The 24,159-nt window shown below is 64.9% G+C and carries 16 protein-coding genes and 1 pseudogene; 9 read left to right on the top strand and 8 right to left on the bottom strand.

The annotated features are described in order from the left end of the window. Positions 1-3 precede the first annotated feature (3 nt). A complete protein-coding gene (locus tag AC066S_RS18790; RefSeq protein ID WP_478270297.1) occupies positions 4-3,123 on the top strand; it encodes an efflux RND transporter permease subunit in 3,120 nt (1,039 codons plus the stop codon). 27 nt (positions 3,124-3,150) lie between these two features. Continuing rightward, positions 3,151-3,522, top strand: a complete 372-nt coding sequence (locus tag AC066S_RS18785; protein ID WP_235885092.1) for a hypothetical protein — start codon at positions 3,151-3,153, stop codon at positions 3,520-3,522. 142 nt (positions 3,523-3,664) lie between these two features. Here AC066S_RS18785 and AC066S_RS18780 read toward each other — a convergent pair whose 3' ends face one another. The 5 genes from AC066S_RS18780 to AC066S_RS18760 form a co-directional block, all read right to left on the bottom strand. Then, positions 3,665-4,648: an NAD(P)-dependent oxidoreductase gene (locus AC066S_RS18780; protein ID WP_478270433.1), complete on the bottom strand. Its 984-nt coding sequence runs from the start codon at positions 4,646-4,648 to the stop codon at positions 3,665-3,667. Continuing rightward, positions 4,549-5,680, bottom strand: a protein-coding gene (gene prfB, locus AC066S_RS18775) for a peptide chain release factor 2 (RefSeq protein WP_126261623.1) whose coding sequence is annotated in 2 segments (ribosomal slippage) — positions 4,549-5,610 and positions 5,612-5,680 — 1,131 coding nt in all. Because the reading frame shifts where the segments join, the coding sequence is not laid out codon by codon here. The genes AC066S_RS18780 and prfB overlap by 100 nt, the downstream gene beginning before the upstream one ends. 111 nt (positions 5,681-5,791) lie before the next feature. Beyond that, positions 5,792-8,293, bottom strand: a complete 2,502-nt coding sequence (locus tag AC066S_RS18770; protein ID WP_126261622.1) for a penicillin-binding protein 1A — start codon at positions 8,291-8,293, stop codon at positions 5,792-5,794. A 278-nt stretch (positions 8,294-8,571) separates the two neighbouring features. Further along, positions 8,572-9,867: an N-acetylmuramoyl-L-alanine amidase gene (locus AC066S_RS18765; RefSeq protein ID WP_478270296.1), complete on the bottom strand. Its 1,296-nt coding sequence runs from the start codon at positions 9,865-9,867 to the stop codon at positions 8,572-8,574. 616 nt (positions 9,868-10,483) lie between these two features. Beyond that, positions 10,484-11,356, bottom strand: coding sequence for a hypothetical protein (locus AC066S_RS18760; RefSeq protein ID WP_478270295.1), 873 nt, complete (start codon positions 11,354-11,356; stop codon positions 10,484-10,486). On the opposite strand from AC066S_RS18760, the gene AC066S_RS18755 reads away from it, so the two are divergent. From AC066S_RS18755 to AC066S_RS18745, 3 genes are all read left to right on the top strand, one after another. Then, positions 11,300-13,690: an Rne/Rng family ribonuclease gene (locus AC066S_RS18755; protein ID WP_478270294.1), complete on the top strand. Its 2,391-nt coding sequence runs from the start codon at positions 11,300-11,302 to the stop codon at positions 13,688-13,690. The genes AC066S_RS18760 and AC066S_RS18755 overlap by 57 nt on opposite strands. Before the next feature lie 104 nt (positions 13,691-13,794). Continuing rightward, positions 13,795-15,291: an amidase gene (locus AC066S_RS18750; protein ID WP_478270293.1), complete on the top strand. Its 1,497-nt coding sequence runs from the start codon at positions 13,795-13,797 to the stop codon at positions 15,289-15,291. Positions 15,292-15,328: 37 nt separating this feature from the next. Next, the gene (locus AC066S_RS18745; protein ID WP_126261618.1) at positions 15,329-16,561 is read left to right on the top strand and encodes an NAD(P)/FAD-dependent oxidoreductase; all 1,233 of its coding nucleotides are present in this window, start codon (positions 15,329-15,331) and stop codon (positions 16,559-16,561) included. Between the two features lie 75 nt (positions 16,562-16,636). Here the strand turns inward: AC066S_RS18745 and AC066S_RS18740 are convergent. From AC066S_RS18740 to AC066S_RS18730, 3 genes and pseudogenes are all read right to left on the bottom strand, one after another. Beyond that, positions 16,637-17,970: pseudogene (locus AC066S_RS18740) on the bottom strand (dicarboxylate/amino acid:cation symporter). 83 nt (positions 17,971-18,053) lie between these two features. Beyond that, positions 18,054-18,611, bottom strand: a complete 558-nt coding sequence (locus tag AC066S_RS18735; RefSeq protein ID WP_478270292.1) for a biotin transporter BioY — start codon at positions 18,609-18,611, stop codon at positions 18,054-18,056. Positions 18,612-18,703: 92 nt separating this feature from the next. Next, positions 18,704-19,891: a pyridoxal phosphate-dependent aminotransferase gene (locus AC066S_RS18730; protein ID WP_478270291.1), complete on the bottom strand. Its 1,188-nt coding sequence runs from the start codon at positions 19,889-19,891 to the stop codon at positions 18,704-18,706. 191 nt (positions 19,892-20,082) lie between these two features. On the opposite strand from AC066S_RS18730, the gene AC066S_RS18725 reads away from it, so the two are divergent. The 4 genes from AC066S_RS18725 to aroQ all read left to right on the top strand — a co-directional run bounded on the left by AC066S_RS18725 (position 20,083) and on the right by aroQ (position 24,130). Next, on the top strand, positions 20,083-21,483 hold the full coding sequence (locus AC066S_RS18725) for a M48 family metalloprotease (RefSeq protein WP_135169571.1): 1,401 nt from the start codon (positions 20,083-20,085) through the stop codon (positions 21,481-21,483). 94 nt (positions 21,484-21,577) lie between these two features. Then, positions 21,578-22,345, top strand: a complete 768-nt coding sequence (locus tag AC066S_RS18720; RefSeq protein ID WP_126261614.1) for a DsbA family protein — start codon at positions 21,578-21,580, stop codon at positions 22,343-22,345. Positions 22,346-22,556: 211 nt separating this feature from the next. After that, complete coding sequence (locus tag AC066S_RS18715; protein WP_126261613.1) at positions 22,557-23,435, top strand: DUF1236 domain-containing protein; 879 nt, start codon at positions 22,557-22,559, stop codon at positions 23,433-23,435. 227 nt (positions 23,436-23,662) lie between these two features. Beyond that, complete coding sequence (gene aroQ, locus AC066S_RS18710) at positions 23,663-24,130, top strand: type II 3-dehydroquinate dehydratase (RefSeq protein ID WP_028136675.1); 468 nt, start codon at positions 23,663-23,665, stop codon at positions 24,128-24,130. The last annotated feature ends 29 nt before the right edge of the window (positions 24,131-24,159 follow it).

Genomic DNA, 24,159 nt, shown 5'->3' with positions numbered 1-24,159 from the left:
CGCATGTTCAAGCTCATCGTCACGGCGAGCCTGCGAAATCGCCTGTTCGTACTGACGACTGCTGCCGTGCTTGTTGGTTACGGCCTGTTTGTCCTACCTGGTATTGCTGTTGACGTTTTGCCCGATATCAACCGTCCGACCGTCAACATCCTGACCGAGGCCGAAGGACTGGCCCCACAGGAGGTGGAACAGCTCGTGACGTTCCCGATCGAAATGTCAATGAACGGCATGCCCGGGGTCATCCGGGTCCGCTCGGTCTCTGGCGCGGGACTCTCAATCGTCTATGTCGAGTTCGATTGGGGTGCGGACGTCTACCGGGCCCGACAGTTCGTTTCAGAACGGCTGGCGCTGATCCGCGAGCAGCTACCCTCCGCTGTCAATCCGCAGATGGGGCCGGTGACGTCCATCATGGGTGAAATCATGCTGATCGCTCTGACCAGCGATGGCAGAGCCTCCGCCATGGACGTTCGCGAGATCGCGGACTTCGTCGTCCGCCCGCAATTGATTGCCATTCCGGGAGTGGCCCAGGTCATTCCGATAGGCGGCGAAGTCCGGCAATACCGGGTAACGCCGAACATCGCGACTATGCAGTCCCTTAGCGTCACCCACGACCAGGTCGAGCAGGCCGTGGCTAGATTCGGCACCAACAGCGGTGGCGGGTTCGTGGACCAGCATGGCCGCGAATATCTCATCCGCAACGTCGGCTTCACTAAGCAAATCGAGGACCTGGGCAACACCGTCGTTGCGACACAGGACAAGCATCCAATCCTGTTGAAGCAGGTCGCAAAGGTGGATTTCGCCCCGCGCACCAAGCGCGGTGACGCCGGCTACAACGGGAAACCGGCGGTGATTGTCAGCGTGATGAAGCAGCCGGCAGCCGACACGGTCGCTTTGACCCGGAATATCGAGACGACGCTCGCGGACTTGCAACGTACCATGCGGTCAGGGATCAGCGTCACCAACGTTCAATTTCGTCAAGCTACATTCATCGAGACGTCGATCCACAACGTACAGCGGGTCTTGGTCGAGGCGGCGATCGTTGTCGCGGTGGTTCTCTTCATTTTCCTGATGAATGGACGGGCGGCGTTCATTTCGCTCACCGCCATTCCACTGTCCATCCTCGTTACCGCCCTGGTGTTCCGCGCCTTCGGTCTCACGATCAACACGATGACGCTCGGTGGGCTTGCCATCGCCATCGGCGAGCTGGTCGACGATGCAGTGGTGGATGTCGAGAACATCCTGCGGCGCCTGCGGGAGAATGCCGCCTCCACCGCGCCGCGGCCTGTTCTCGAAGTGATCGCTGAAGCGAGCCAGGAAGTCCGCTCCGGCATCGTCTATGCGACCATGATCATCGTCCTCGTGTTCGTGCCGCTTTTTGCGCTTCCAGGTATCGAAGGCCGGTTGTTCACGCCACTCGGCATTGCCTATGTGGTGTCGATACTCGCTTCGCTGCTGACCTCGGTGACGGTAACGCCCGTCTTGTCCTACTATCTGCTTTCCGGGCGAACTCATTCAGGCGAGAGCGAAAGTGCTGTCGTGCGAGGGTTGAAGCAGGCGTACCAACGTCTGCTTGGCTGGGCATTCGAGCGGCGCCGACTTGTGCTCGGCTGGGTCGCGGCAGCGGTCGTGATTGCCTTCTACACAGCGAGCCTCATGCCACGCAGTTTTCTACCGCCCTTCAATGAAGGCACGCTTGTTCTGTCGCTGCAGTACAATCCCGGTATCTCACTCGCTGAATCGCACCGGCTCGGATTGCTGGCCGAGCAATTGATTGCAAAGGTGCCGGAAGTCAAATCCGTCGGCCGCCGCACCGGTCGCGCGGAACTCGACGAGCACGCCGAGGGCGTCCATTACAGCGAGGTCGATGTCGATGTCGTTCGGTCGAAACGCGACAAGGTAGACGTCTACGCGGACATCCGCGAAGCGCTTTCCGGACTGCCGGCTTCGGTTGCCATCGGGCAGCCCATCAGTCACCGGCTCGATCATCTGCAGTCGGGGATTCGCGCCCAAATCGTGCTCAAGATCTACGGTCAGGACATCGAGACGCTGCGCCGCCTGGCCGAAACCTCGCGCCAGCGCCTTTCGACAATTCCGGGGCTGGTCGATCTCCAGGTCGAGAAGCAGGTTCTCATTCCGCAGGTGCGGGTTCAGGTCGATCATGCCCGCGCCGCCCTTCACGGTTTGACTCCGGCAGCGATCACGCAGGCGCTCGATACGCTGTCAAACGGCCGAAAGGTCTCCCAGATCGTTGACGGCAATCGTCGCTTCGACGTCGTGATGCGCCTTTCAGAGCAGGATCGTTCGACGACGGGATTGCAGAACCTACTCATACCAGCCGGAATTGAATTCGTCCCGCTGAGCGCGCTGGCTGAGGTTGTCGAGACGGATGGTCCAAATCAGATTCAGCGCGAGGGAACCCAGCGCCGGATCGTCGTTTACGGTAACGGCGACGGCCGCCGCGACATTGCCGACATCGCCGCCGACATCCAAAGAGCTGTTTCGCAGCTGGATTTCCCGCAAGGCTACACCACCAAGCTCGAGGGCGCATTCCAGGCGCAACAAGAGGCCACCTGGCGCATCGGCATCTTGTCGCTTGCATCTCTAACGATGATCTTCATCGTGCTCTACAGCCGGTATCGATCGGTTGTCCTGGCGCTCATCATCATGGGCGGCATTCCGCTGGCCCTGATCGGCAGCGTGGCTGGTCTTAAGATCGCCGGTCAGCCGCTGTCGGTGGCTTCGATGATCGGGTTCATCACGCTGGCAGGCATCTCTGCGCGTAACGGCATCCTCAAGATTTCCCACTACATCAATCTAGCCGTCCACGAAGGGGAGCGTTTCGGGACTGGCCTGATCCTTCGAGGCAGCATGGAACGCCTCAGCCCCGTCTTGATGACGGCACTTTGTGCCGGACTTGCTCTGACCCCGCTCCTGATCGGCGCGGACGAACCGGGCCGCGAGATCCTGCATCCGGTCGCCGTCACCATTTTCGGTGGTCTGCTGAGCACCACGACGCTCGATGCCCTCGTGACCCCCATCTTGTTTCTGATGCTCGGCAAGAAACCGCTGGACCGCCTGCTGGCCGAACGCGCTGCAACGCTCACCCCTGCGGAAGCCTACTGATCCCGCGCCAACCAAAGGAGACCGACAATGCGAAAGTACATCTTCCCGGCCATTTTCACCGCGATCGCGGCCATGACCCAACTTGCTGCGGCACAGACAAAGGGCAGCAACGGCGGTCCGGTCGTCAAGTCGCAAGGGCACCCGATCGAGTTTGTGCGGAAGGGTTTGGATATCCTTTTCTATGTGGGAGACGACGACGGCTCGCCGCTTTCGACAAAGGACATGCGCGGACGCGCGACAATTCAAGAAGGTGGCAAGACGGTGACAGTTCCACTTGCCCCCGCCAGCCCGAACATGATGACCGGAAAGCTTCTAGCAGAACCTTCGCCAAAGGCGATCGTCGTCTTTTCGGGAAGTCTGCACGGGCACTCACTGACTGCGAGGTATGCAGGCGAATAGCGGGTGCCCACGGTCAAACTTCGTAAGGTCTGTTTTCTGGCGCAGCGGACTTGGCGTTGAGTGCGCAAACGCGCCGCTATCCGGGCAGAGCGGACCTAACGTGATATGCAGCGCGGGTTTTGTGAGTACACGCGCTAGGTTCCTAGGGTGCCCTCTTCGGCCGCGACACCAGCTCGATCATCCTGCCTTCGTCGTCATCAGGCATCGCCGCCTTGGCCTGCGCGTAGGCCTCAACCGCGGCGCGCGCGACCAGCGGCTTGCCGGCGAGCAGGCTCTCGGCGAGCTTAACCGCATAGGCGGCATCCTTGTGCCGCAGCGCCGCGGTGAAGGTCGCGCCGGAGAAATCGCGGGCGATCATGCGCTTGGAATGACGCGTGACCTGCGGGCTTGCAGCGACGCCCGCCTGGATCGACTCCAGCACCAGGTTCATGTCGAGCCCGGCCTGCTCGGCGATGGCAAGGCCCTCGGCGAGGCCGGCAATCTGGATCGCGCCCATGAGATTGTTGATGAGCTTGTAGACGGTGCCGGAGCCGACCGCGCCGAAATGGCGAATGGTCGAGCCGATCGGTTCGAGATAGGGCCGCGCGCGTTCGAGATCGGCGGCGTCGGCGCCGACCAGCAGCGTCAGTTTCCCGGCGGCCGCTGCGTCCGGCAATCCCGTCACGGGGCAGTCGATGTAGATCAGCCCGCGCGCATTCAGTTCGCGGCCCATCTCGCGGGCATGGTCATAGGAGACCGTCGAGCATTCGATCGCGATGGTGCCGGACTTGGCGGTCTTGGCCGCGCCCTTCGGCCCAAGCCAGACCGCGCGCGAGGCCTCGTCGTCGGCGACCATGGTCACGACGGCGTCGGCATCGATCGCGGCATCCTCCGGCGAGGTCGCCCAATGCGCGCCGCGCGCGATCAGGTCTTCCGCTTTTGCCCTGCTGCGATTCCACAGCATCACCGTGAAGCCGGCATCGAGATAGCGGCCAGCCATGCCGTGCCCCATCCGCCCCAATCCGATGAAGGCGACGCGGGGCATGGCTAGTCCACGTCCTCGATCTCGCCGGTCGTGGTGCCGAACGCGCGCTGTGCCAGCGTCGCGGCCATGAACTCGTCGAGCTCGCCGTTGAGCACGCCGGATGTGTCGGAAGTCTGCACGCCGGTGCGCAGATCTTTCACCATCTGGTAGGGCTGCAGCACATAGGAGCGGATCTGGTGGCCCCAGCCGATATCGGTCTTGGCGGCCTGGTCGGCGGCGGCCTTCTCCTCGCGCTTCTTCAGCTCGATCTCGTAGAGGCGCGCGCGCAGCATGTCCCAGGCCTGTGCCCGGTTCTTGTGCTGGGAGCGGCCGGCCTGGCAGACCACGGCAACGCCGGTCGGAATATGCGTCAGGCGCACCGCGGATTCGGTCTTGTTGACGTGCTGACCGCCGGCGCCGCCCGACCGCATCGTATCGACGCGAACGTCGGATTCCTTGATGTCGATCTTGATGCTGTCGTCGATGACGGGAAACACCTGCACGCTGGAGAACGAGGTGTGCCGCCGCGCATTGGAATCGAACGGCGAGATGCGGACGAGGCGGTGCACGCCGGCTTCCGTCTTCAGCCAGCCATAGGCGTTGTGGCCGGAGACCTGGATGGTCGCCGACTTGATACCGGCCTCTTCGCCCTCGGACTCTTCGAGATATTCGACCTTGAAGCCGTGCGTTTCGGCCCAGCGCGTGTACATGCGCAGCAGCATCTGCGCCCAGTCCTGGCTCTCGGTGCCGCCTGCGCCGGCGTGGACTTCGAGATAGGAATCGAAGCGGTCGGCTTCGCCCGACAGCAGCGCCTCGAGCTCGCGCCGCGCCACTTCCTTCTTGAGGTTCTTCAGCGCAGCTTCAGCCTCGGCGACGACGCCGTCATCGCCCTCGGCCTCGCCGAGCTCGATCATGCCGATATCGTCTTCGAGCTCCTGCTCGACCTTGCCGATGCCGGAGAGCGAATCCTCAAGCGAGGTCCGCTCCTGCATCAGCTTCTGGGCCTTCTGGGGATCGTTCCAGAGGTTGGGATCTTCTGCGAGCTTGTTCAGCTCAGCGAGGCGGGCCGTCGATTTCTCGACGTCAAAGATGCCTCCTCAGCAGCCCGACCGACTGCTTGATCTCTTCTACCAACCGTTCGATTTCGGCGCGCATGTGGGTCTCTGGTCTCGCGGAATTGGTCCCGCGTGCAATTGAGATCGGGATGTAGCGGCGGCGGCTGCAAAGCGCAACCGCCGGAACCGCGATCGTGTGTGTTATCCGGCCTTAGTAAAGCCCGCCGGTGCCGGGCCGCATGAAGAAGCCGGAATCGGGCTGCTGCTGCTGCGAGGCCGGCATGCGCCCGTCGGCGTCGGCCACGCCGATGACCGAATAATTGTCCGGCGGCGCCGTGCCCGGCTTGAAGGCTTCGAGGATGGTGCCGCCGGTCTCGCCGGGACCGGCGCGCATGCCGGTCTTGGAGGCGACGCGGACGAGCTTGATGCCGGCCGGCACCTTGAACGGAACCGCAGGCTTGTCGGCGAGCGCGAGCTTGAGGAAATCGCGCGCGATGGGAGCCGCCAGATGGCCGCCGGTTGCGGCATTGCCTTTGCCGAGCGGGCGCGGCTTGTCGTAGCCCATATAGATGGCGACGGCGATGTCGGGCGAGAAGCCGACGAACCAGGCATCCTTGGCCTCGTTGGTGGTGCCGGTCTTGCCGGCGACCGGCTTGCCGACGTCCTTGACCACGGTCGCGGTTCCGGCCTGGACCACGCCCTCCATCAGTTCGGTGATCTGGTAGGCGGTCATGGAATCCAGCACCTGCTCGCGGCGGTCGATCAGCTGCGGCTCGGCCTGGTTCTTCCAGCCGCCCGGCGCGTCGCAGCCGCGGCATTCGCGCTGGTCGTGCTTGAAGATGGTGCGGCCGTAACGGTCCTGGATACGGTCGATCAGCGTCGGCTTCACGCGGCGGCCGCCATTGGCGAGCATCGAGTACGCCGTGACCATGCGCATCGCCGTCGTTTCGCCGGCGCCGAGCGCATAGGAGAGATAGTTCGGCAGTTCGTCATAGACTCCGAAGCGGCGGGCATATTCGCCGATCAGCGGCATGCCGATGTCCTGCGCAAGGCGCACCGTCACCGTGTTGAGGGATTGCCGCAGCGCGTTGCGCAGCGTCACCGGTCCCTGGAATTTGCCCGAGGAGAAGTTTTCCGGCCGCCATACGCCGGCGCCCTGCCCCTGATCGATTTCGATCGGAGCATCGAGCACGACGGTCGAGGGCGTATAGCCGTTGTCGAGCGCGGCCGAATACACGATCGGCTTGAACGACGAACCCGGCTGCCGATAAGCCTGCGTGGCGCGGTTGAACTGGCTCTGATCGAACGAGAAGCCGCCGACCATTGCGAGCACGCGGCCGGTCCAGGGATCCATCGCCACCATCGCGCCGGACACTTCGGGGATCTGGCGCAGGCGGTACTGGCCCTCGACCGGCTGGCCGTCCTTGTAGAGCGGATCGGCATAGATCACGTCGCCCGGCTGCAGCACCTGCGACACTGCCGTCGGCGTCTTGCCCTTGGTTCCGCCTTGCGCGGCTCGCGCCCATTTGACGCCGTCGACCGTGATGATGCCGGTCTCGCGCTGCTTGCTGACGGCGCCGCCAAGCTCGCGGCTCGGCTGGAAGCCGATGCGCGCCGACTGGTCGCTGGTTTCCAGCACGACCGCCATGCGCCAAGGCGAGATGTCGGAGAGCGACTTGATCTCGGCGAGCTTGACGCCCCAGTCACCCGAGACGTCGAGCTTGCTCATGGCACCGCGATAGCCCTGCTGCTCGTCATAGTTCACGAGGCCGGTGACCATCGCCTTGCGGGCCATGACCTGGATCTTCGGATTCAGCGTGGTGCGGACCGACAGGCCGCCTTCATACAGCTTCTTTTCGCCGTAGCGCTCGAAGATGTCGCGGCGAACTTCCTCGGCGAAATATTCGCCGGCGAAAGTGTGAGCGCCGTTGGAACGGCTGGTGACGGCGAGCGGCTCCTTGCGCGCCTTGTCGGCATCGGCCTGCTTGATCCAGCCGTTCTCGAGCAGACGGTCGACGACATAGTTGCGGCGCTCGATCGCGCGGTCACGGTTGCGGACCGGATGTAGGGTCGCCGGCATCTTCGGCAGCGCCGCCAGATAGGACGCTTCCGCCACGGTCAGCTCGTTCACCGACTTGTCGAAATAGACCAGCGACGCGGCCGCGATGCCGTAGGCACCGAGACCGAGATAGATCTCGTTCAGATACAGCTCGAGGATCTTGTCCTTCGAATAGGTCTTCTCGATGCGCATCGCCAGCAAGGCTTCCTTGATCTTGCGGGCGAACGAGACCTCGTTGGTCAGAAGGAAGTTCTTGGCGACCTGCTGGGTGATGGTGGAGGCGCCCTGCGGACGGCGGTTCGAGCCGTAGTTCTGGATGTAGACCAGACCCGCGCGCGCCATGCCGGTGTAGTCGATGCCGCCATGTTCGTAGAAATTCTTGTCCTCGGCCGCGAGGAACGCGTTGATCACGAGCTTGGGTACCGCCTGGATCGGCAGATAGAGGCGCCGCTCCTTGGCGTATTCGCCGACCAGCGAGCCGTCGACCGCGTGCACGCGGGTCATCACCGGCGGCTCGTAATCCTGAAGCTGAGAGTAGTCAGGCAAGTCCTTGGAGAAATGCCAGATCAAGCCTGCCACGGCCCCGACACCGACAAGGAACACCACTGTTCCCGCGGCGAACAGGAAGCCCATGAACCGCACCAGCAAGCGCATTATCTGTTTATCCGTTCAAAGTCTGGATCAGCCCAGTATCGACCCCTTGGCACCCCAAACTGGCACCAACCTCACGTCGCGAATTCGCCGGCTACACAATACCATCAAGTGCCGGACTTAAGACGCTTGCCGAACAGGATTCTCGCCGATTCCGGAACCCCCTGCGGCGTTTTTTATAAAGCGCCCGCTGTGGCCAAACTAGGGCCTTTGCGAGGGGGCGGAAAACCCCTTTCAGTTCGAAAATCCCCGGGGTCGTCAATTTGACGATCCCAGGGTCGTCAGTTTGACGATCCCGCCGTGGCCATCCGTTTGGTCAAAAACCCATCGATTGCCTGCGCCATCGAGCCCACGGCACGGGACCGCCAGCCCTCGGAGACCAGATGCTCGAGGTCGCCCTTGTTGGAGACGTACCCGATCTCGACCAGCACCGACGGCACGTCGGGCGCCTTCAGGACCCGGAAGCCGGCCGACTTCAGGGGATGCTTGTGCATCCGCACCGTTGACTTCATTTCACCCATCAAGAGGCGGGCGAAACGGTTTGAAAAAGTGCGGGTTTCCCTCTGCGTGAGGTCGATCAGGATGTCGGCGACGTCGGTCGGCTCCTCGGCGAGGTTGAAGCCGGCGATCGCATCGGCCCGGTTTTCCGCATCCGCCAGCCGCTGGGCTTCGGCGTCGGACGCCTTGTCGGACAGCGTATAGATGGTCGCGCCCTGCGCATCGCCCTCGGCCCGCGGCAGCGCATCGGCATGGATCGAGACGAACAGCGCCGCCTTGTGATTGCGGGCGATCTTGGTCCGGTCATTGAGGGGAATGAAGGTGTCGTCGTCCCGCGTCATGACCACACGGTACTTGCCGGCCTTCTCCAGTTTGTCGCGGAGCGCCAACCCGAAAGCCAGCACCAGGTTTTTCTCGCTCTCGCCGCTCGACTGCGTGCCATTGTCGATGCCGCCATGGCCGGGATCGATCACGACCACGGGGCGGCCGTCGGCCTTCTGCTGCGCCGTTTCCGGGCCTGTGGTCGCGGGACCCGTTGCAGGCTGCGCCTCGGCGATCGTGGGCCGCAGCTCGGGGCGGTTTTCGGGCGCCAGCGCCTGAACGAAGGCGGCCCGGTCGGCCTCCTCGAGCTCCAGCACGAGCCGGGCCGGCTGGCCGTTGGCCGCCTCGACCACGTAGGACTTGGCGATCTTGGCCGGTCCCGTCAGGTCGAACACGATTCGCGAGCCGCCGGGCATGACGAGCCCATAGCGGAAGGCCTTGACCAGTCCGCGCCCCGCGGCCCCCGTGCCGGCGGGCAGCTGAAAATTGACCTGGGGCACGTCGACGACGACCCGGTAGGGGTCAGCCAGCGTGACGGCGCGGAAGGTAACGGCCTGGTTGATGTCGAGAATGAAGCGGGTCTGCTTGCCGTCACCGGCCAGCCGCGCGGCCGAGGCGATTGGAAAATTCGCCGCTGCAACAGCGGGTTGTGGCTGGCTTTCCGCGGCCCGCAGGCGCGAGGAATCAGCCCATGGCAACGCTGCAGCGCACAACAGCGCGCATCCCAGCAAAACCCGTTGATTTGTGCGGCTCGCCACCGATTCCGTGCCTCCGAGCAGCCCCTTTTAACGCAATAGAACCACAGGGTTAATCGATCCCTAATGACGGAAGTGCGAAACTCTCTGACTGTGACCGCCGTGCGACGCTCCCTTGCACGGATGGCTCATTCCTCGTATGTACGGAATGCTGACGGCCGATATTTTCGGTTGTGTCGCATTCAGCCTCCCGGTGCAGCGCCGGAACTCTCAAGGTTTGGGAATTCCAGCGTTTTCCGTTTCCCTCTAAGGCCAGCGCGGTGCGCGGCAGCGGGTGGAACGGGTCAAGCGTCGGCGGCGGAACGGTCCCGGATTACCACTCACGTTGCCGGGACGGTTCTGACAGCGACGTAACCCATTACCCGGTCCCTTGATCCCAAGGGAGCGGTTCGTGATCCCCAAGGTGAGCGCGCTCGCGCCATGCCTGGCCAGCAGCAACTGATTGAAGGGCGGCCTCGCCGCCCAATGTTTCATACGGGCCGACGCTTGATGCGCCAGACTGTGCCGACGAATTCTGAAGGACCATTCGCGACGCTGCGGAGTGAAAATCCCGCGCGCCGCAATGGTCCTGAAGCTTCCGGTCCGGCAAGGCACGAGAGACGGCGTTTCGGCCTTCCCCTCACCCCCGAATCAGGTGGACCGTCGCGTCACCCGGCGGCGCGATACGCGCCCACGGTGAATCGCGCCCGCCGCCGCCAAGAGTTAAGACATGCCCAACAAGATGTTGATCGACGCCACCCACCCGGAAGAGACCCGGGTCGTCGTGGTCCGCGGCAATCGCGTCGAAGAGTTTGATTTCGAGACCGCGCAACGCAAGCAACTGCGCGGGAATATCTACCTCGCCAAGGTCACAAGGGTCGAACCCTCGCTCCAGGCCGCCTTCGTCGAATATGGCGGCAACCGCCACGGCTTCCTCGCCTTCAGCGAAATCCATCCCGACTATTACCAAATCCCGGTCGCCGACCGGCAGGCGCTGATCGAGGCCGAGGAACAGGCCCATCGCGAGGCCGAAGAGGAGAGCGAGAACCGCTCCCACGGGCGCCGCCGTTCGCGCCACCGCAATGCCCGCCGCCGCGGTCACGGCGAGCGCGTGCGCAGCGACATCGTCGAGGGCCTCGACGCCGGTGCCGATCCCGCCGCCCAGCCGATCGAGGGCGCGGCGCAGGTGGAGCATGGCGAGGGTGCCTTGCACGAAGGCGAGCATCTGCATGCCGATGCCGAGCATCACGGCGAGCACGAAAGCCACGACCACGACCATAACGGACACGATCATGGCGAGCATGATCACGACGATCGTCATGCCCATCATGACGAGCACGCCCACGATCACGACCATGGTCACGATCATCGCGATCATGATCATCAGCACGATCATCACGACCACGATCATGCCGACGAGACGCCCGCGCCTGTCGCGGCCATCGGCGCCGAGCCCGTGGTCGCGACCGGGACTGTTGCCGAGCCGCAGGAGGCCGCCCTTTCCGAAGCGCATGCCGAGGCCCTCGCCGAAGCCGTGACCGCTGCCGCTGAGCCGGCCGACGCCGTGTACGGCGAGAGCACCGAGGCGCCACATGCCGAAGCCGGGGACGCAGCCGGCGAAGACGACGAAGACGAGGATGAGGACGAGGACGGCGAGGAAGCCGAAGAGGAAGTCGTCGAATCCGTCGGCGGCGACGACGTGCTGGAGGAAGTGCCGGAGCGCACGTTCCGCCCGCGCCGCCAGTACAAGATCCAGGAAGTCATCAAGCGTCGCCAGGTGATGCTGGTGCAGGTCGTCAAGGAAGAGCGTGGCAACAAGGGCGCTGCGCTGACGACCTATCTGTCGCTCGCCGGCCGCTATGCCGTGTTGATGCCGAACACCGCGCGGGGCGGCGGCATCAGCCGCAAGATCACCAGCGCCCAGGACCGTTCCCGCCTGAAGGAAGTGGTGCAGGATCTCGACGTGCCCGAGGGCATGGGCATCATCCTGCGCACGGCCGGCGCCGCCCGGACCAAGCCCGAGATCAAGCGCGACTTCGAATATCTGATCCGGATGTGGGAGACGGTGCGCGACCTCACGCTGAAGTCGCAGGCCCCGACCCTCGTCTACGAGGAAGGCTCGCTGATCAAGCGCTCGCTGCGCGACCTCTACAACAAGGAGATCGACGAGATTCAGGTGGCCGGCGAGTCCGGCTACCGTGAAGCGCGCGACTTCATGAAGATGCTGATGCCCGCCAATGTCAGCGCGGTGAAGCAATATCGCGACGGCCAGCCGTTGTTCTCGCGCATGGGCGTCGAGAGCCAGCTCGACGCGATGTTCTCGCCGACCGTGCAGCTGCGCTCCGGCGGCTACATCGTGATCAACCAGACCGAGGCGCTGGTCTCGATCGACGTCAACTCCGGCCGATCGACGCGCGAGCACCATATCGAGGACACCGCGCTGAAGACCAACCTGGAGGCGGCCGAAGAGGTCGCCCGCCAGCTTCGCCTGCGCGACCTCGCCGGCCTGATCGTCATCGACTTCATCGACATGGACGAGAAGCGCAACAACCGTGCGGTCGAGCGCAAGCTGTCCGACTGCCTCAGGCAGGATCGCGCGCGCATCCAGGTCGGACGCATCTCGCATTTCGGCCTGCTCGAAATGTCGCGCCAGCGCATCCGCGCCAGCGTGCTCGAGAGCTCGACCGATCCGTGCCCGCATTGTGGCGGCACCGGCCATGTCCGCTCGGTGTCCTCGGTGGCGCTCCAGCTGCTGCGCGGCCTCGAAGAAATCCTGATGAAGGGCGCGACCCACAATCTCGTGGTCCGCACCCGCACCGACGTCGCGCTCTATGTGCTGAACCACAAGCGCGGTCACCTGCGCGACCTCGAGAACGGCTTCAAGGTGACGCTGTCGGTGATTGCCGATCAGTCCGTCAGCGGACCTCAGGCTTACGTGATCGACCGCGGCGAGCAGGTGCATACGCTGGAAGCCGCCAAGGCGCTGCTTGCGGCGCAGGCGGCTGCGAGCCCGCCGCCGCTGCCCGAAGAGCCTTACGACGATGAGGACGTCTTCGACATCGAGACCGAATCCGAGATCGAAACCGAGGAGACCGAAGGTCTCGCCGAGGAGCAGGCGTCCGGCGAAGCCGCGTCCGACCAGGACGGCCAGCGCCGCAAGCGCCGCCGTCGCCGCCGCGGTCGCGGTGGCCCGCGCGACGGCGAGTTGCGCGAGGATAGCCCCCCCACTCTTCCCGAGGCGGCCGTCGCGGCCGGCGAAGTCGAGGACGATGCCGAGTCCGAGCAGGACGGCGAGGAAGGCGAGGAACAAGCGGCCCGTGGTGAGCAGCAGGGCAGCGGCGAACGCCGGCGCCGGCGCGGTCGCCGCGGCGGGCGCCGCCGTCGCGGTGGCGGCGAGGAAGGTCTCGCCGGCTCGATCAGCGACGAACTCGGCACCAATCAGCCGTCGGAAGCTGCCGACGCGGTCGCCGATTTCGACGGCTTCGGCAATGAGGCTGCGCCCTCGATCGCGCAAGCCGAGCACAGCACTGAACCGCAAGCCTCGCAGCCGGAACCGCGCGCCGAGGTGCAGACCGAGGTGCCCGCCCAGCCCGAGCCCGTTGCCGCGGTTGCCGCGGAGGAAGAGCCCGTCGACGACAAGGCCGCACGGCGCCGCTCCACGGTGCGCGAAAAGGTGAGCTTCCTGTCGAGCAGCCCGAGCGAGCCGGCAACGCCGGTCGTGCAGGCGGCCGCGCCGGTCACGCCGCCCGCCCCGGCAGCCGAACCCGCGCCGCAACCGGCAAGCGAAACGCCCGCCGCGCCGCGCCGCGCCGGCTGGTGGTCCCGCCGTTTCGGCGGCGGCGAATAAGACCGAACATCCAAATGCAAAACGCCCGGCACCGGCCGGGCGTTTTTATTTCGCCGTTGTGCCGATGTGCTAAGCCGTTGTCGCAATCTGAAAGGGGACCGGCATTGTCAGAGCTTTGCGATTCCAGCGCCGTCGAACTGCGCCGCCTGTTGGCCGCCCGGGCGATCTCGCCCGTCGAGTTGCTCGACGCCTGTCTGTCCCGCATCGCCGCGATCAACCCCGCAGTCAACGCCGTCGTGACGCTGGACGAGCCGGGCGCACGCGCCGCCGCCAAGGCGGCCGAAGCCGCCATTCTGCGCGGCGAGGATCGCGGTGCTCTGCACGGGCTTCCCGTTCTCATCAAGGACACCCAGGACACCGCCGGGATGCGCTCCACCTATGGCAGCCCGCTGCTGAAGGATAACGTCCCGGCTGCCGACCAGGGCTCGGTCGCGCGCCTGCGCGCCGCGGGCGCCATCATCTTCGGCAAGACCAACACGCCGGAATGGGCGGCAGGCGGTAACACCCGCAATCCCGTATTCGGCGCGACCGGCAATCCCTTCGATCCCCTGCGCTCGGCGGCGGGCTCCTCCGGCGGCTCGGCGGTGGCGCTCGCCTGCGGCATGGCTCCGCTCGCCTCGGGCTCGGACACCGGCGGCTCCCTGCGCAATCCGGCAGGCTTCGCCGGCATCGTCGGCATGCGTCCGTCCTACGGCCTCGTGGCCAGCGAGAAGCGTGCGTTCGGCTGGTCCAATCTGTCGACCGACGGGCCGATGGCGCGCAACGTCGCCGACACTGCGCTGATGCTGTCGGTGATGGCGAGCGATGACGCCCGCGATCCGCTCGCCTATACGCTGCCCGGCGAGCCCGTGCGCGCTCGCGCCGAGCGCTGGGCCGCTCCGCACCCCGCAGAGCTCGGCAAGCTGCGCCTCGCCTTCACCGAGGATTTTGGCTTCGCCCCGACCGAAAAGGCGATCCGGCGCGTGTTCCGCGCGCGGGTGAAGAAGCTGGCGCCGCTGTTCGCGGAATCCCGCGAGGCGACGCCGGATTGCTCCGGCGCGGACGACGCCTTCGCCGTGTTGCGCGCCGGCCTGTTCCTGGCCATGCACGGCAAGAACTACAGAGAACGTCGCGAGATGCTCGGCCCCAATGTCCGCGCCAATGTCGAGGAAGGGCTCGGCTACACGCTCGAGGACCATGCGCGGGCCACGGCGACGCAGACGCGGATCTATCGCGCCTATCAGAGCTTCTTCGAAACCTGTGACGTGCTGATCAGTCCGACCATTACGCTGAGCCCGCGGCCGTGGTCGGAGCCTCATCCCGCTGAGATCGACGGCGTGCCGACCCGGTCCTACTTCCACTGGCTCGCGCTGGCCTACGCCGTCACGCTCCCTGGTCATCCCGCGATCAGCATTCCGCTCGGCCTCGATGAAGCCGGACTGCCGTTCGGCCTCCAGATCATCGGTCCACGCGGCGGCGACGCCATCGTGCTCTCGGTCGCCGCGGGCATCGAGGCCGCGTTCGCAGGCGATGCGCAATTGTGCCGGCCCGTCCCGGATCTGGCGCGGCTTGCCGCGGCGCCGCCGCTGTCCGCTGCCCCCGGCTTCCTCACTTGGGAATAACTTGGGAACGCCCCGGTCCGACAGGAGAAGTCTTCCGATGCAAAGCGCAATGGTTCTCGGCGGCGGCATGATCGGTGTCAGCGCCGCGCTGCACCTGCGGCAGCGCGGCTGGGCCGTCACGCTCGTCGACCGCAGGGAGCCGGGTCGCGAGACCAGCTACGGCAATGCCGGCATGATCCAGGCCGAAGCGGTCCGCCCCTATCCGATGCCGCGCGACCTTGCGACGCTCCTGAAGATCGCGACAGGCCGCACCAACGACGTGCGCTACAGCCTGTCGTCGCTTCACCGCCATATCGAGCCCCTGCTCCGCTATTGGTGGCATTCGGCGCCGAAACGGCATCGCGAGGCGATCGAGGCGTGGGCGCGACTGATCGCCTACGCGACTTCGGAACACGACATCCTCGTTCGCGAAGCTCATGCCGACAATCTGATCCGCCGCGCCGGCTATCGGGCGCTGTACCGCAACGCCGCCGACCTGGATCTCTCGATCAAGGCCGCGGAGGAAGACCAGCGCGACTTCGGCGTGAATTTTCGCGTGCTCTCCGGCAGCGAGCTCGCCAAAGCCGAGCCGATCCTGCGCGACGATCTTCCCGGCGCGATCCATTGGCTCGACACCTGGACCGTCTCCGATCCCGGCGCGCTGGTCACGTCCTACGCCCAGCTGTTCGAGCGCCTCGGCGGCACCATCGTGCTCGGCGATGCGCAGTCGCTGCGGCAGACCGCGAGCGGCTGGTCGGTCGTGACGGACCAGGGGCGCCTCGACGCCGCCCACGCCGTCGTGACGCTCGGGCCGTGGTCACCCGATCTCCTCACCAAATTCGGCTATCGCATTCCGTTGGTGCGCAAGCGCGGCTACCACATGCATTACAGCGGCGGTGCCTCGCTCGACCTGCCGCTCGTCGACAAGGGCGGCGGCTACGCCATGGGCCCGATGGCGAAGGGAATCCGCATCACCACCGGCGCGGAATTGACCGGCATGGACGCGCTCGCCACGCCCGTGCAGCTCGCCAGTGCGGAAAGCTCCGCACGCGAGCTGATCGACCTCGGCAAGCGCGTCGAGCCGGATCCGTGGTTCGGCACCCGCCCCTGCACGCCCGATATGCTGCCGGTGCTCGGCCAAGCTCCTCGTCATCCCGGCCTGTGGATGAATTTCGGCCACGGCCACCAGGGTTTCACCCTGGGACCTGCGACCGGACGCCTGCTCGCCGAGATCATGAGCGGCGAGACGCCGGCGATCGATCCGCTGCCCTATCGGCCGGAGCGATTCTAGACTCAAAGAAAAGGGCTGATCGAGGATATCGACCAGCCCTATTACTTCGAGCGCTACCAGCGCTGCAGTGCCGGCTCAGTCCGTCGTGATCGCCGTCTCCATGTCGGTCGGATCGATCTGCTTGGCGAGGTTGGCGTTGAGCTTGTCGCGGTCGAGCTCACCCTCCCACCAGGCGACGATCACGCAGGCGACGCCGTTGCCGCACAGATTGGTCAGCGCGCGGCACTCGCTCATGAACTTGTCGATGCCGAGCACGATCGCCATGCCCGGCACGAGGCGCGGGTCGACCACGGCGAGCGTCGCCGCCAGCGTGATGAAGCCCGCGCCGGTGATGCCGGAGGCGCCCTTCGAGGTCAGCATCGCCACCACCAGGATCGTAAGCTGCTGGCTGAAGCTGAGATCGACGCCGAGCGCCTGTGCGATGAACAGCGTCGCCAGCGTCATGTAGATGTTGGTGCCGTCGAGGTTGAACGAGTACCCCGTGGGTACCACGAGGCCGACCACCGACTTGGAGCAGCCGAGCCGCTCCAGCTTCTCCATCATGGACGGCAACGCGCTCTCCGAGGAGGACGTGCCGAGCACGATCAGCAGTTCGTCCTTGATGTAGGCCAGGAACTTGAAGATCGAGAAGCCGGCCAGGCGCGCGATGATGCCGAGCACGACGAACACGAACAAGGCCGCGGTGACGTAGAAGGTCGCGATCAGCCCGATCAGGTTGAGGATCGCCCCGGTGCCGAACTTGCCGATGGTGTAGGCCATCGCACCGAACGCGCCGATCGGCGCCGCGCGCATCACGATGGAGATGACGCCGAACACGGCATGGGCGGCGTCGTCGATAAAGCTGCGGATGGTGTGGCCGCGTTCGCGAGACTCATGAGCGCGAATCCGAACAGCACCGCGAACAGCAGCACCTGCAGGATCTCGCCTTGCGCGAAGGCACCGACCACGGTGTCCGGAATGATGTGCAGCACGAAATCGACTGACTTCTGCGCCTTGGCCTGGTCCGCAAACTTGGAAACCGCCTCCGCACTTGCCGCAGCATTGCCGAAGCCTGCGCCCGGCTTGACGAGATTGCCGACGACGAGGCCGAGCACCAGGGCGAAGGTCGAGACGACCTCGAAATAGACCAGCGCCTTGACGCCGATGCGGCCGACCTTCTTGGCATCCTGGATGTGGGCGATGCCGGAGACGACGGTGCAGAAGATGATCGGCGCGATCACCATCTTGATCAGCTTGATGAAGCCGTCGCCGAGCGCCTTGATCCATTCATTCGTAGCGACTGTAGGCCAGAGCCAGCCGACCAGGGCGCCGAGCACGATGGCGATCAGCACCTGGACGTACAGAACCTTGTACCACGGCTTTGCTGCCGGCGGCGCGATCGGCGCCCCCACCATCGTTGTGGTCGTCATCGCTTCACTCCCCTTCAAACGCAGAGGGCCAGCCAGGATCAACTTGGCCGGCCCGATCAATTAGAACCGCGAACTTTGGCGCTTTATCGCCGGCGCTCGATCAGCCTGCGCGCCGCCGGCATCAACGTCGCGCCAAGCGCGTTCTTGACCAGCGAAGCCGCAACGAACGGCACGATGCCGACCTGCCAGGCCTTCGCAACGCCGAGCCCGAGACCGAACGCCAGCCAGCCGAAGCCGGCGGCCAGAATGACGACATGGCCAACCGCCATGGCTGCAAATAGCAGCGCCACGCTGCGATCCCAGCCGCGCTCGGCGAGCCAGCCAGTCACGAAAGCGGCCGCAATGAATCCGAACAGGTAGCCCGCGGTCGGGCCAACGAGCGGTGCAATTCCACCCACCGGTCCGGCAAAGACCGGCGCGCCAAGCGCGCCCTCGGCGAGGTAGGCGATCATGGTTACGCTGCCAAGACGCCAGCCATAGGCCGCGCCGATCATCAGCACCACCAACGTCTGCAACGTCATGGGCACATAGGGCAGCGGCAGGCTGACCTTGGCCGATAGCGCCATCAATGCGGTGCCGAGCCCAACCAGCACGACGGCACGCACTGCGCCGACGGTTTCGCCCGGCCGGGTTGGCCACATCAAAGCGGCGAGAGAAAAATGTGGCGCAGCAGCAGTCGGGACGGATCGGTGGTCAGGCAAGTTGAACTCCGGAGCTGGTCGAAAACTGGCGGCTATTTAAGCCAGTGAGCGATCCGGTCAACTGCCTCGCGCATCTCCCCCGGCGAGCGTGCATAGGAAAAGCGAATGAACGATCGGCCGTGGACGGGATCGAAATCGAGGCCGGGCGTCGCCGCAACGCGTGCCTGCTCCAGCATCTGTTTGGCAAACTCGAAACTGTCGGAGGTGAAGTCGGAGACGTCGGCATAGAGATAAAATGCACCATCGGCCGGCAGGAATTTGCTGAGGCCCGCCTTCGGCAATCCCTCGATCAAAATCTGCCGGTTTTCCTGATAGCCGTGCTTGATCGCCTCCATCTCGGCCGCACCGTCGAAGGCGGCCTCCGCCGCGATCTGCGATAGTGCCGGCACCGAGATCGACAGGTTCTGCTGCAGCCGCTCGATCGGCCGCACCAGGATTGCGGGTACGACCATCCAGCCGACGCGCCAACCCGTCATGCAAAAATACTTCGAGAACGAGTTGATCACGAGTGCGTGCTCGGACAGCGCGGCGGCGGTGACGGCCGGAAACGCATAATCGAGCCCATGATAGATCTCGTCCGAGATGAAGCGGATGCCCGCGTCTTCGGCGGCCACGATCAGCCCGGCGAGCGCTTCGCGGGACATCATCGTCCCCGTCGGATTGGCGGGGCTGCCGACCAGCACCCCCTTCAGCGGCGCCTTGCGATGGGCGGCGAGCAATGCCTCGCCGGTGAGTGCGTGGCGCGTCTCGTTCGTGGTCTCGATCAGCACCGGCTCGCAACCGAGCGCGGTCAGGATATGCCGGTAGGGCGGATAACCCGGCACCGTCACGGCGACGCGGTCGCCCGGCTCGAACATCGACAGGAACGCCAGGATGAACCCGCCGGAGGAGCCCGTGGTCACCACGATCCGCTCGGGGCTGACGTCGCAGCCATAGGCGTCGCGATAATGGCGTGCGATGCGCTCGCGCAAGGAGGGGATGCCGAGCGCGGAGGTATAGTCGATCCGCCCGGCCTCGAGCGCCGTATGGGCGGCGGCAATCGCCGTCCTGGGCGCGCCGGCCGCGGGCTGGCCGACCTCCATATGGATAACGTGGCCGCCGGCGGCCTCGATTCGGGCCGCCGCGGCCATGACGTCCATCACCATGAACGGGGGAACATCGCTGCGGCGGGAGGGCTCGAGCCACTGCCCCAACCGGTTCCTTAAAGTCGCATCGTGCATCGATTTCTGCTATTTCGCTGGCGGGCCGGTGCGTCCGGTCCGGGAAACGGGGCGCTTGCGCCCCAGACTGGCCGCATTGTGCGGCTCATAAGGGGAACGGCTCACAAGGGCATATCGCGTATCCGGTCCGCCGCCAATCGCCAAAACCAATCACGAAACTGCTTTCCAGATCGTTTGATCAAGACCGTTTGATGTCGCTCCAGATCGCATTGCGCCAGAAGGCTTCCGCCCTCACCGCCCTCGTCACGGCCGCGGCGATCGCGCTGACGCCGTTCTCCGCCGCGCACGCGCAAGCCAAAGGACCGCCGGTCCTGCGCGACACCGAGACCGAGCAGCTGCTGCGCGAATATACGCGCCCGATCCTGCGCGCCGCGGGTCTGGAGAAGCAGAACATCCAGATGGTGATCCTCAACGACAGCTCGTTCAACGCGTTCGTCGCCGATGGCCGCCGCATCTTCGTCAATTACGGCGCGATCCTTCAATCGGAGACGCCGAACCAGATCATCGGCGTGCTCGCGCACGAGACCGGGCATCTGGCCGGCGGCCATCTGTCCAAGCTGCGCGAGCAACTCGCCGCCGCCCAGACCCAGATGATCATCGCGATGCTGCTCGGTGCCGGCGCGATCGCCGCGGGCAGCACCCAGCGCGGCAGCGCAGGCAATAACGGGCTCGCCAATGCCGGCGCCGCCGCGATCGCCGCTCCCCAGGAGGTGATCCGCCGGTCGCTGCTGTCCTATCAGCGCCAGCAGGAGGAGAACGCCGACCGCGCCGGCGTGCGATTCCTGACCGCGACCCAGCAATCGCCGAAGGGCATGTACGAGACCTTCAAGCGCTTCACCAGCGAGAGCCTGTTCGCCGCGCGAGGCGCCGACCCCTATCTCCAGTCGCATCCGATGCCGGCCGAGCGCGTTGCCGCGCTGCAGGAGTTCGCAAGCTCCAGCCCCTACTGGACCAAGAAGGACGATCCCGCGCTTCAGCTTCGCCACGACATGGTTCGCGCCAAGATATCCGCCTTCATGGAGCGGCCGGAGACGGTGTACCGCCGCTATCCGCTGTCGAACGACAGCATGCCGGCGCGCTATGCCCGCGCCATCAGCACCTATCTGCACGGCGATCTGCGCAACGCGCTCACCCAGATCGACGCGCTGATCCAGGTTCAGCCGAACAACCCGTATTTCTACGAGGTGCGCGGCCAGGCCCTGCTGGAAAGCGGCAAGCCGGCCGAGGCGATCCCGGCCCTGCGCAAGGCCGTCGCACTCTCGAACAATTCACCCCTCATCGAGATGTTACTTGGGCAGGCTCTGGTTGGAACCGATAATAAGGCCTACACCGACGACGCCGTTCGGATTCTCCGCGCCGCGGTGGCGCGGGAGCCCGAGGCCATCCTCGGTTACAGCCAGCTCGCGATGGCCTATGGCCGGAAGGGAGATTATGCCGAGGCGGATCTCGCATCGGCACAGGCCGCTTACTTGCGCGGCGACAACAAGACCGCCCGCGAGCTCGCCACGCGCGCGAAAACCCGCTTTGCCGTCGGCACGCCTGGATGGGTCAAGGCCGACGATATCGTGGCGGCGAAACCGCCGCGCAACTGACGAGAACGACGCCTGACACCACGACGTCACGACACCGAGCTTTGACACCCCCGGGACGTTTCCCGAAACCTGCTTTGGATAAGAGGATTTGCCTATGCCTTCGCTGCGCCTGCTTGCTCCTGCGTTGTTTGCGCTCGCCATGCTCGGCGCTGCCGCACCCGCCTCGGCCGACAGCTTCTCCGATACGCAGCGCACCGAGATCGAGAAGATCATCAAGAACTATCTCGTCAGCCATCCCGAAGTGCTCGAAGAGGCCATGGCCGAACTCAGCAAGCGCCAGGCCGCGGCTGAAACGCAGAAGCACGAGGCCAGCATCGCGCAGAATGCCGATGCGATCTTCAACTCGCCGCGACAGGTCGTACTCGGCAACAAGGACGGCGACGTCACCTTCGTCGAGTTCTTCGACTACAATTGCGGCTACTGCAAGCGCGCGATGGACGACATGCTGACCATCATGAAGAGCGATCCGAAGCTGAAGGTCGTGCTGAAGGAGTTTCCGGTGCTGAGCCAGGGCTCGGTCGAAGCGGCGCAGGTCGCGGTCGCCGTGCGCATGCAGGATCCCACCGGCAAGAAATATCTCGACTTCCACCAGAAGCTGCTCACTGGTCGCGGCGCCGCCGACAAGGCACGCGCGCTTCAAGCGGCCAAGGAAGCCGGCCTCGACACCGCGAGGATCGAAAAAGACATCGGCAGCGCCGAGGTGCGCGCCACCATCGAGGAGAACTTCAAGCTCGCCGAAGCGATGGGCATGAACGGCACGCCGAGCTACGTCATCGGCAAGCAGATCGTGATCGGCGCCGTCGGCGTCGAAAGCCTCAGGGAAAAGATCGGCATCGCCCGCTGCGGCAAGGCAACCTGCTGATCACACGTTTTGCGATACGAGGAAAACGCGACAAGGCCGGCTGATTAGCCGGCCTTTCTTCTTGCGCCGGACGTTGGCGTCTTCGTGCAAAGTCATTCATCTGGCGTTCAACAAACAAATGCCGCGGAACAGACGAAGTTCCGGAACAACTCAAATCTCCTTTCGTTGTCGGCGCGGGCAATGACGCAAAGAAACACGTGAGGAGAATTCGATGTTGAACCGCTTTATGATCTCAGTTGCCGCAGTCGCCCTCGTCGCGGGCGCCGGTCTGGCGAACGCACAAGACAAGGGCCGCGACAGCGGCGCTGGCTCGCAGCAGATGCAGCATTCGCAGCCGTCAGGCGGTGCCGCCGAGCGCGGCGGCTCGATGGGCCGCGACTCCATGAGCCATGACAAGGGTACCGTTGGCCAGGCCGGCGGCGCCACCAACATGAAGTCCGATCGGACCTCCGACGACAAGTCGGGCGCAATGAAGGACGAGCGGTCTTCTGGCGGTGCGATGAACAAGAACGCGGCAGAGGACAAGGCTGGCGCGACCAAGGGTCAGCGCACCGACGATCGCGCGCAGGGTCAGATGGACAAGTCCCAGCAGGACAAGTCCAAGAGCATGACCCAGGACACCAGCAAGGACACCAGCAAGTCCGCCAAGGACCAGAAGGACATGAAGGCTGAGGGCAGCAAGAGCGGCACCTCGACCAACAGCGCCGAGACCCAGAAGGGCACCGGCACGAGCACCAACCAGAACGCTCAGGGCCAGACCGGCACCAGCAGCACCCAGAACGCGCAGGGCGGCACCTCGTCCTCGACCACGGTCGGCCAGGCCGGCGCCGCTGCGAAGCTTTCGACCGAGCAGCGGACCCAGATCACCTCGGTGATCCGCGAGGAGCGCGTGGCCCCGGTGACCAACGTGAACTTCTCGATCTCGGTTGGCACCCGCGTGCCGCGTGAGGGCATTACCCTTCACGCCCTGCCGTCCCGGGTCGTGAGCATCTATCCGGAGTGGCGGAGCTACAGGTACATCCTGGTCAAGGAAGAGATCGTGATCATCAATCCGGACACCTACGAGATCGTGGCGGTCCTGAACGTCTAAGGCCGCGACACCGGCAAGCTCAGGGGGCGGGCAGCAATGCCCGCCCCTTTGCGGTTGCCGGCAGCCATGGTTCGGACTGGTTAACAAGCAATTTCCGTAGCTTCCGCACAGATTTTTGCAGCCAGGATGAGGTACTTGAGGGCCCTTCGGAGGTCCTTCAAGGCTTCCCCTGGGACGCTTTGTTACCTATAACCCCGCCACGCTGAAGCACCTCTTCCGGGATTGGAATGGCAGAACCCGCAACCGACACGATCCTCGTCCTGAACGGGCCGAACCTCAACATGTTGGGGACGCGCGAGCCGGAGAAGTATGGCCACGCGACGCTGGCCGACGTCGAGGCGCTGTGCCGGGAGACGGCGGCGACGTTCGGTCTCAAGGCCGATTGCCGGCAGTCCAACCGCGAGGGCGAGCTGATCGACTTCATCCACGAGGCGCATCGGCGCAAGATGAAGGGCATCATCGTCAATGCCGGCGGCTATTCCCACACGTCGATCGCGCTGCACGACGCGCTGCTCGCGGTTCAGATCCCGACGGTCGAGGTGCATGTGACCAACATCCACGCCCGCGAGAGCTTTCGTCACCACTCCTATACGGCACGCGCGGCCTTCGCCTCGCTCTGTGGTTTCGGCATCGAGGGCTACCGCCTCGCCATCCAGGGCCTTGCCGCCAAGCTTGCCATCAAGCCCAAAGCCTGAAGCTCCCTCATCAAAACAGAACATTCGGA

The organism is Bradyrhizobium sp. CFUWI (assembly GCF_056429085.1).
The sequence above is the reverse complement of the archived record's forward strand: the minus strand, read 5'-3'. Positions and strand labels throughout refer to the sequence as shown.

What these genes read in the sequence shown, in the direction of transcription:
- AC066S_RS18790 (WP_478270297.1), top strand. Translation starts at nt 4, where the DNA reads ATGTTCAAGCTCATCGTCACGGCGAGCCTGCGAAATCGCCTGTTCGTA.
- AC066S_RS18785 (WP_235885092.1), top strand. Translation starts at nt 3,151, where the DNA reads ATGCGAAAGTACATCTTCCCGGCCATTTTCACCGCGATCGCGGCCATG.
- AC066S_RS18770 (WP_126261622.1), bottom strand. Translation starts at nt 8,293, where the DNA reads ATGCGCTTGCTGGTGCGGTTCATGGGCTTCCTGTTCGCCGCGGGAACA.
- AC066S_RS18760 (WP_478270295.1), bottom strand. Translation starts at nt 11,356, where the DNA reads ATGCGCTTCGGAAAGGGCGGCCTCCTGCGGCTCGGCAACAGTCCCGGT.
- AC066S_RS18745 (WP_126261618.1), top strand. Translation starts at nt 15,329, where the DNA reads ATGCAAAGCGCAATGGTTCTCGGCGGCGGCATGATCGGTGTCAGCGCC.
- AC066S_RS18735 (WP_478270292.1), bottom strand. Translation starts at nt 18,611, where the DNA reads ATGTGGCCAACCCGGCCGGGCGAAACCGTCGGCGCAGTGCGTGCCGTC.
- AC066S_RS18730 (WP_478270291.1), bottom strand. Translation starts at nt 19,891, where the DNA reads ATGCACGATGCGACTTTAAGGAACCGGTTGGGGCAGTGGCTCGAGCCC.
- AC066S_RS18725 (WP_135169571.1), top strand. Translation starts at nt 20,083, where the DNA reads ATGTCGCTCCAGATCGCATTGCGCCAGAAGGCTTCCGCCCTCACCGCC.
- AC066S_RS18720 (WP_126261614.1), top strand. Translation starts at nt 21,578, where the DNA reads ATGCCTTCGCTGCGCCTGCTTGCTCCTGCGTTGTTTGCGCTCGCCATG.
- AC066S_RS18715 (WP_126261613.1), top strand. Translation starts at nt 22,557, where the DNA reads ATGTTGAACCGCTTTATGATCTCAGTTGCCGCAGTCGCCCTCGTCGCG.
- aroQ (WP_028136675.1), top strand. Translation starts at nt 23,663, where the DNA reads ATGGCAGAACCCGCAACCGACACGATCCTCGTCCTGAACGGGCCGAAC.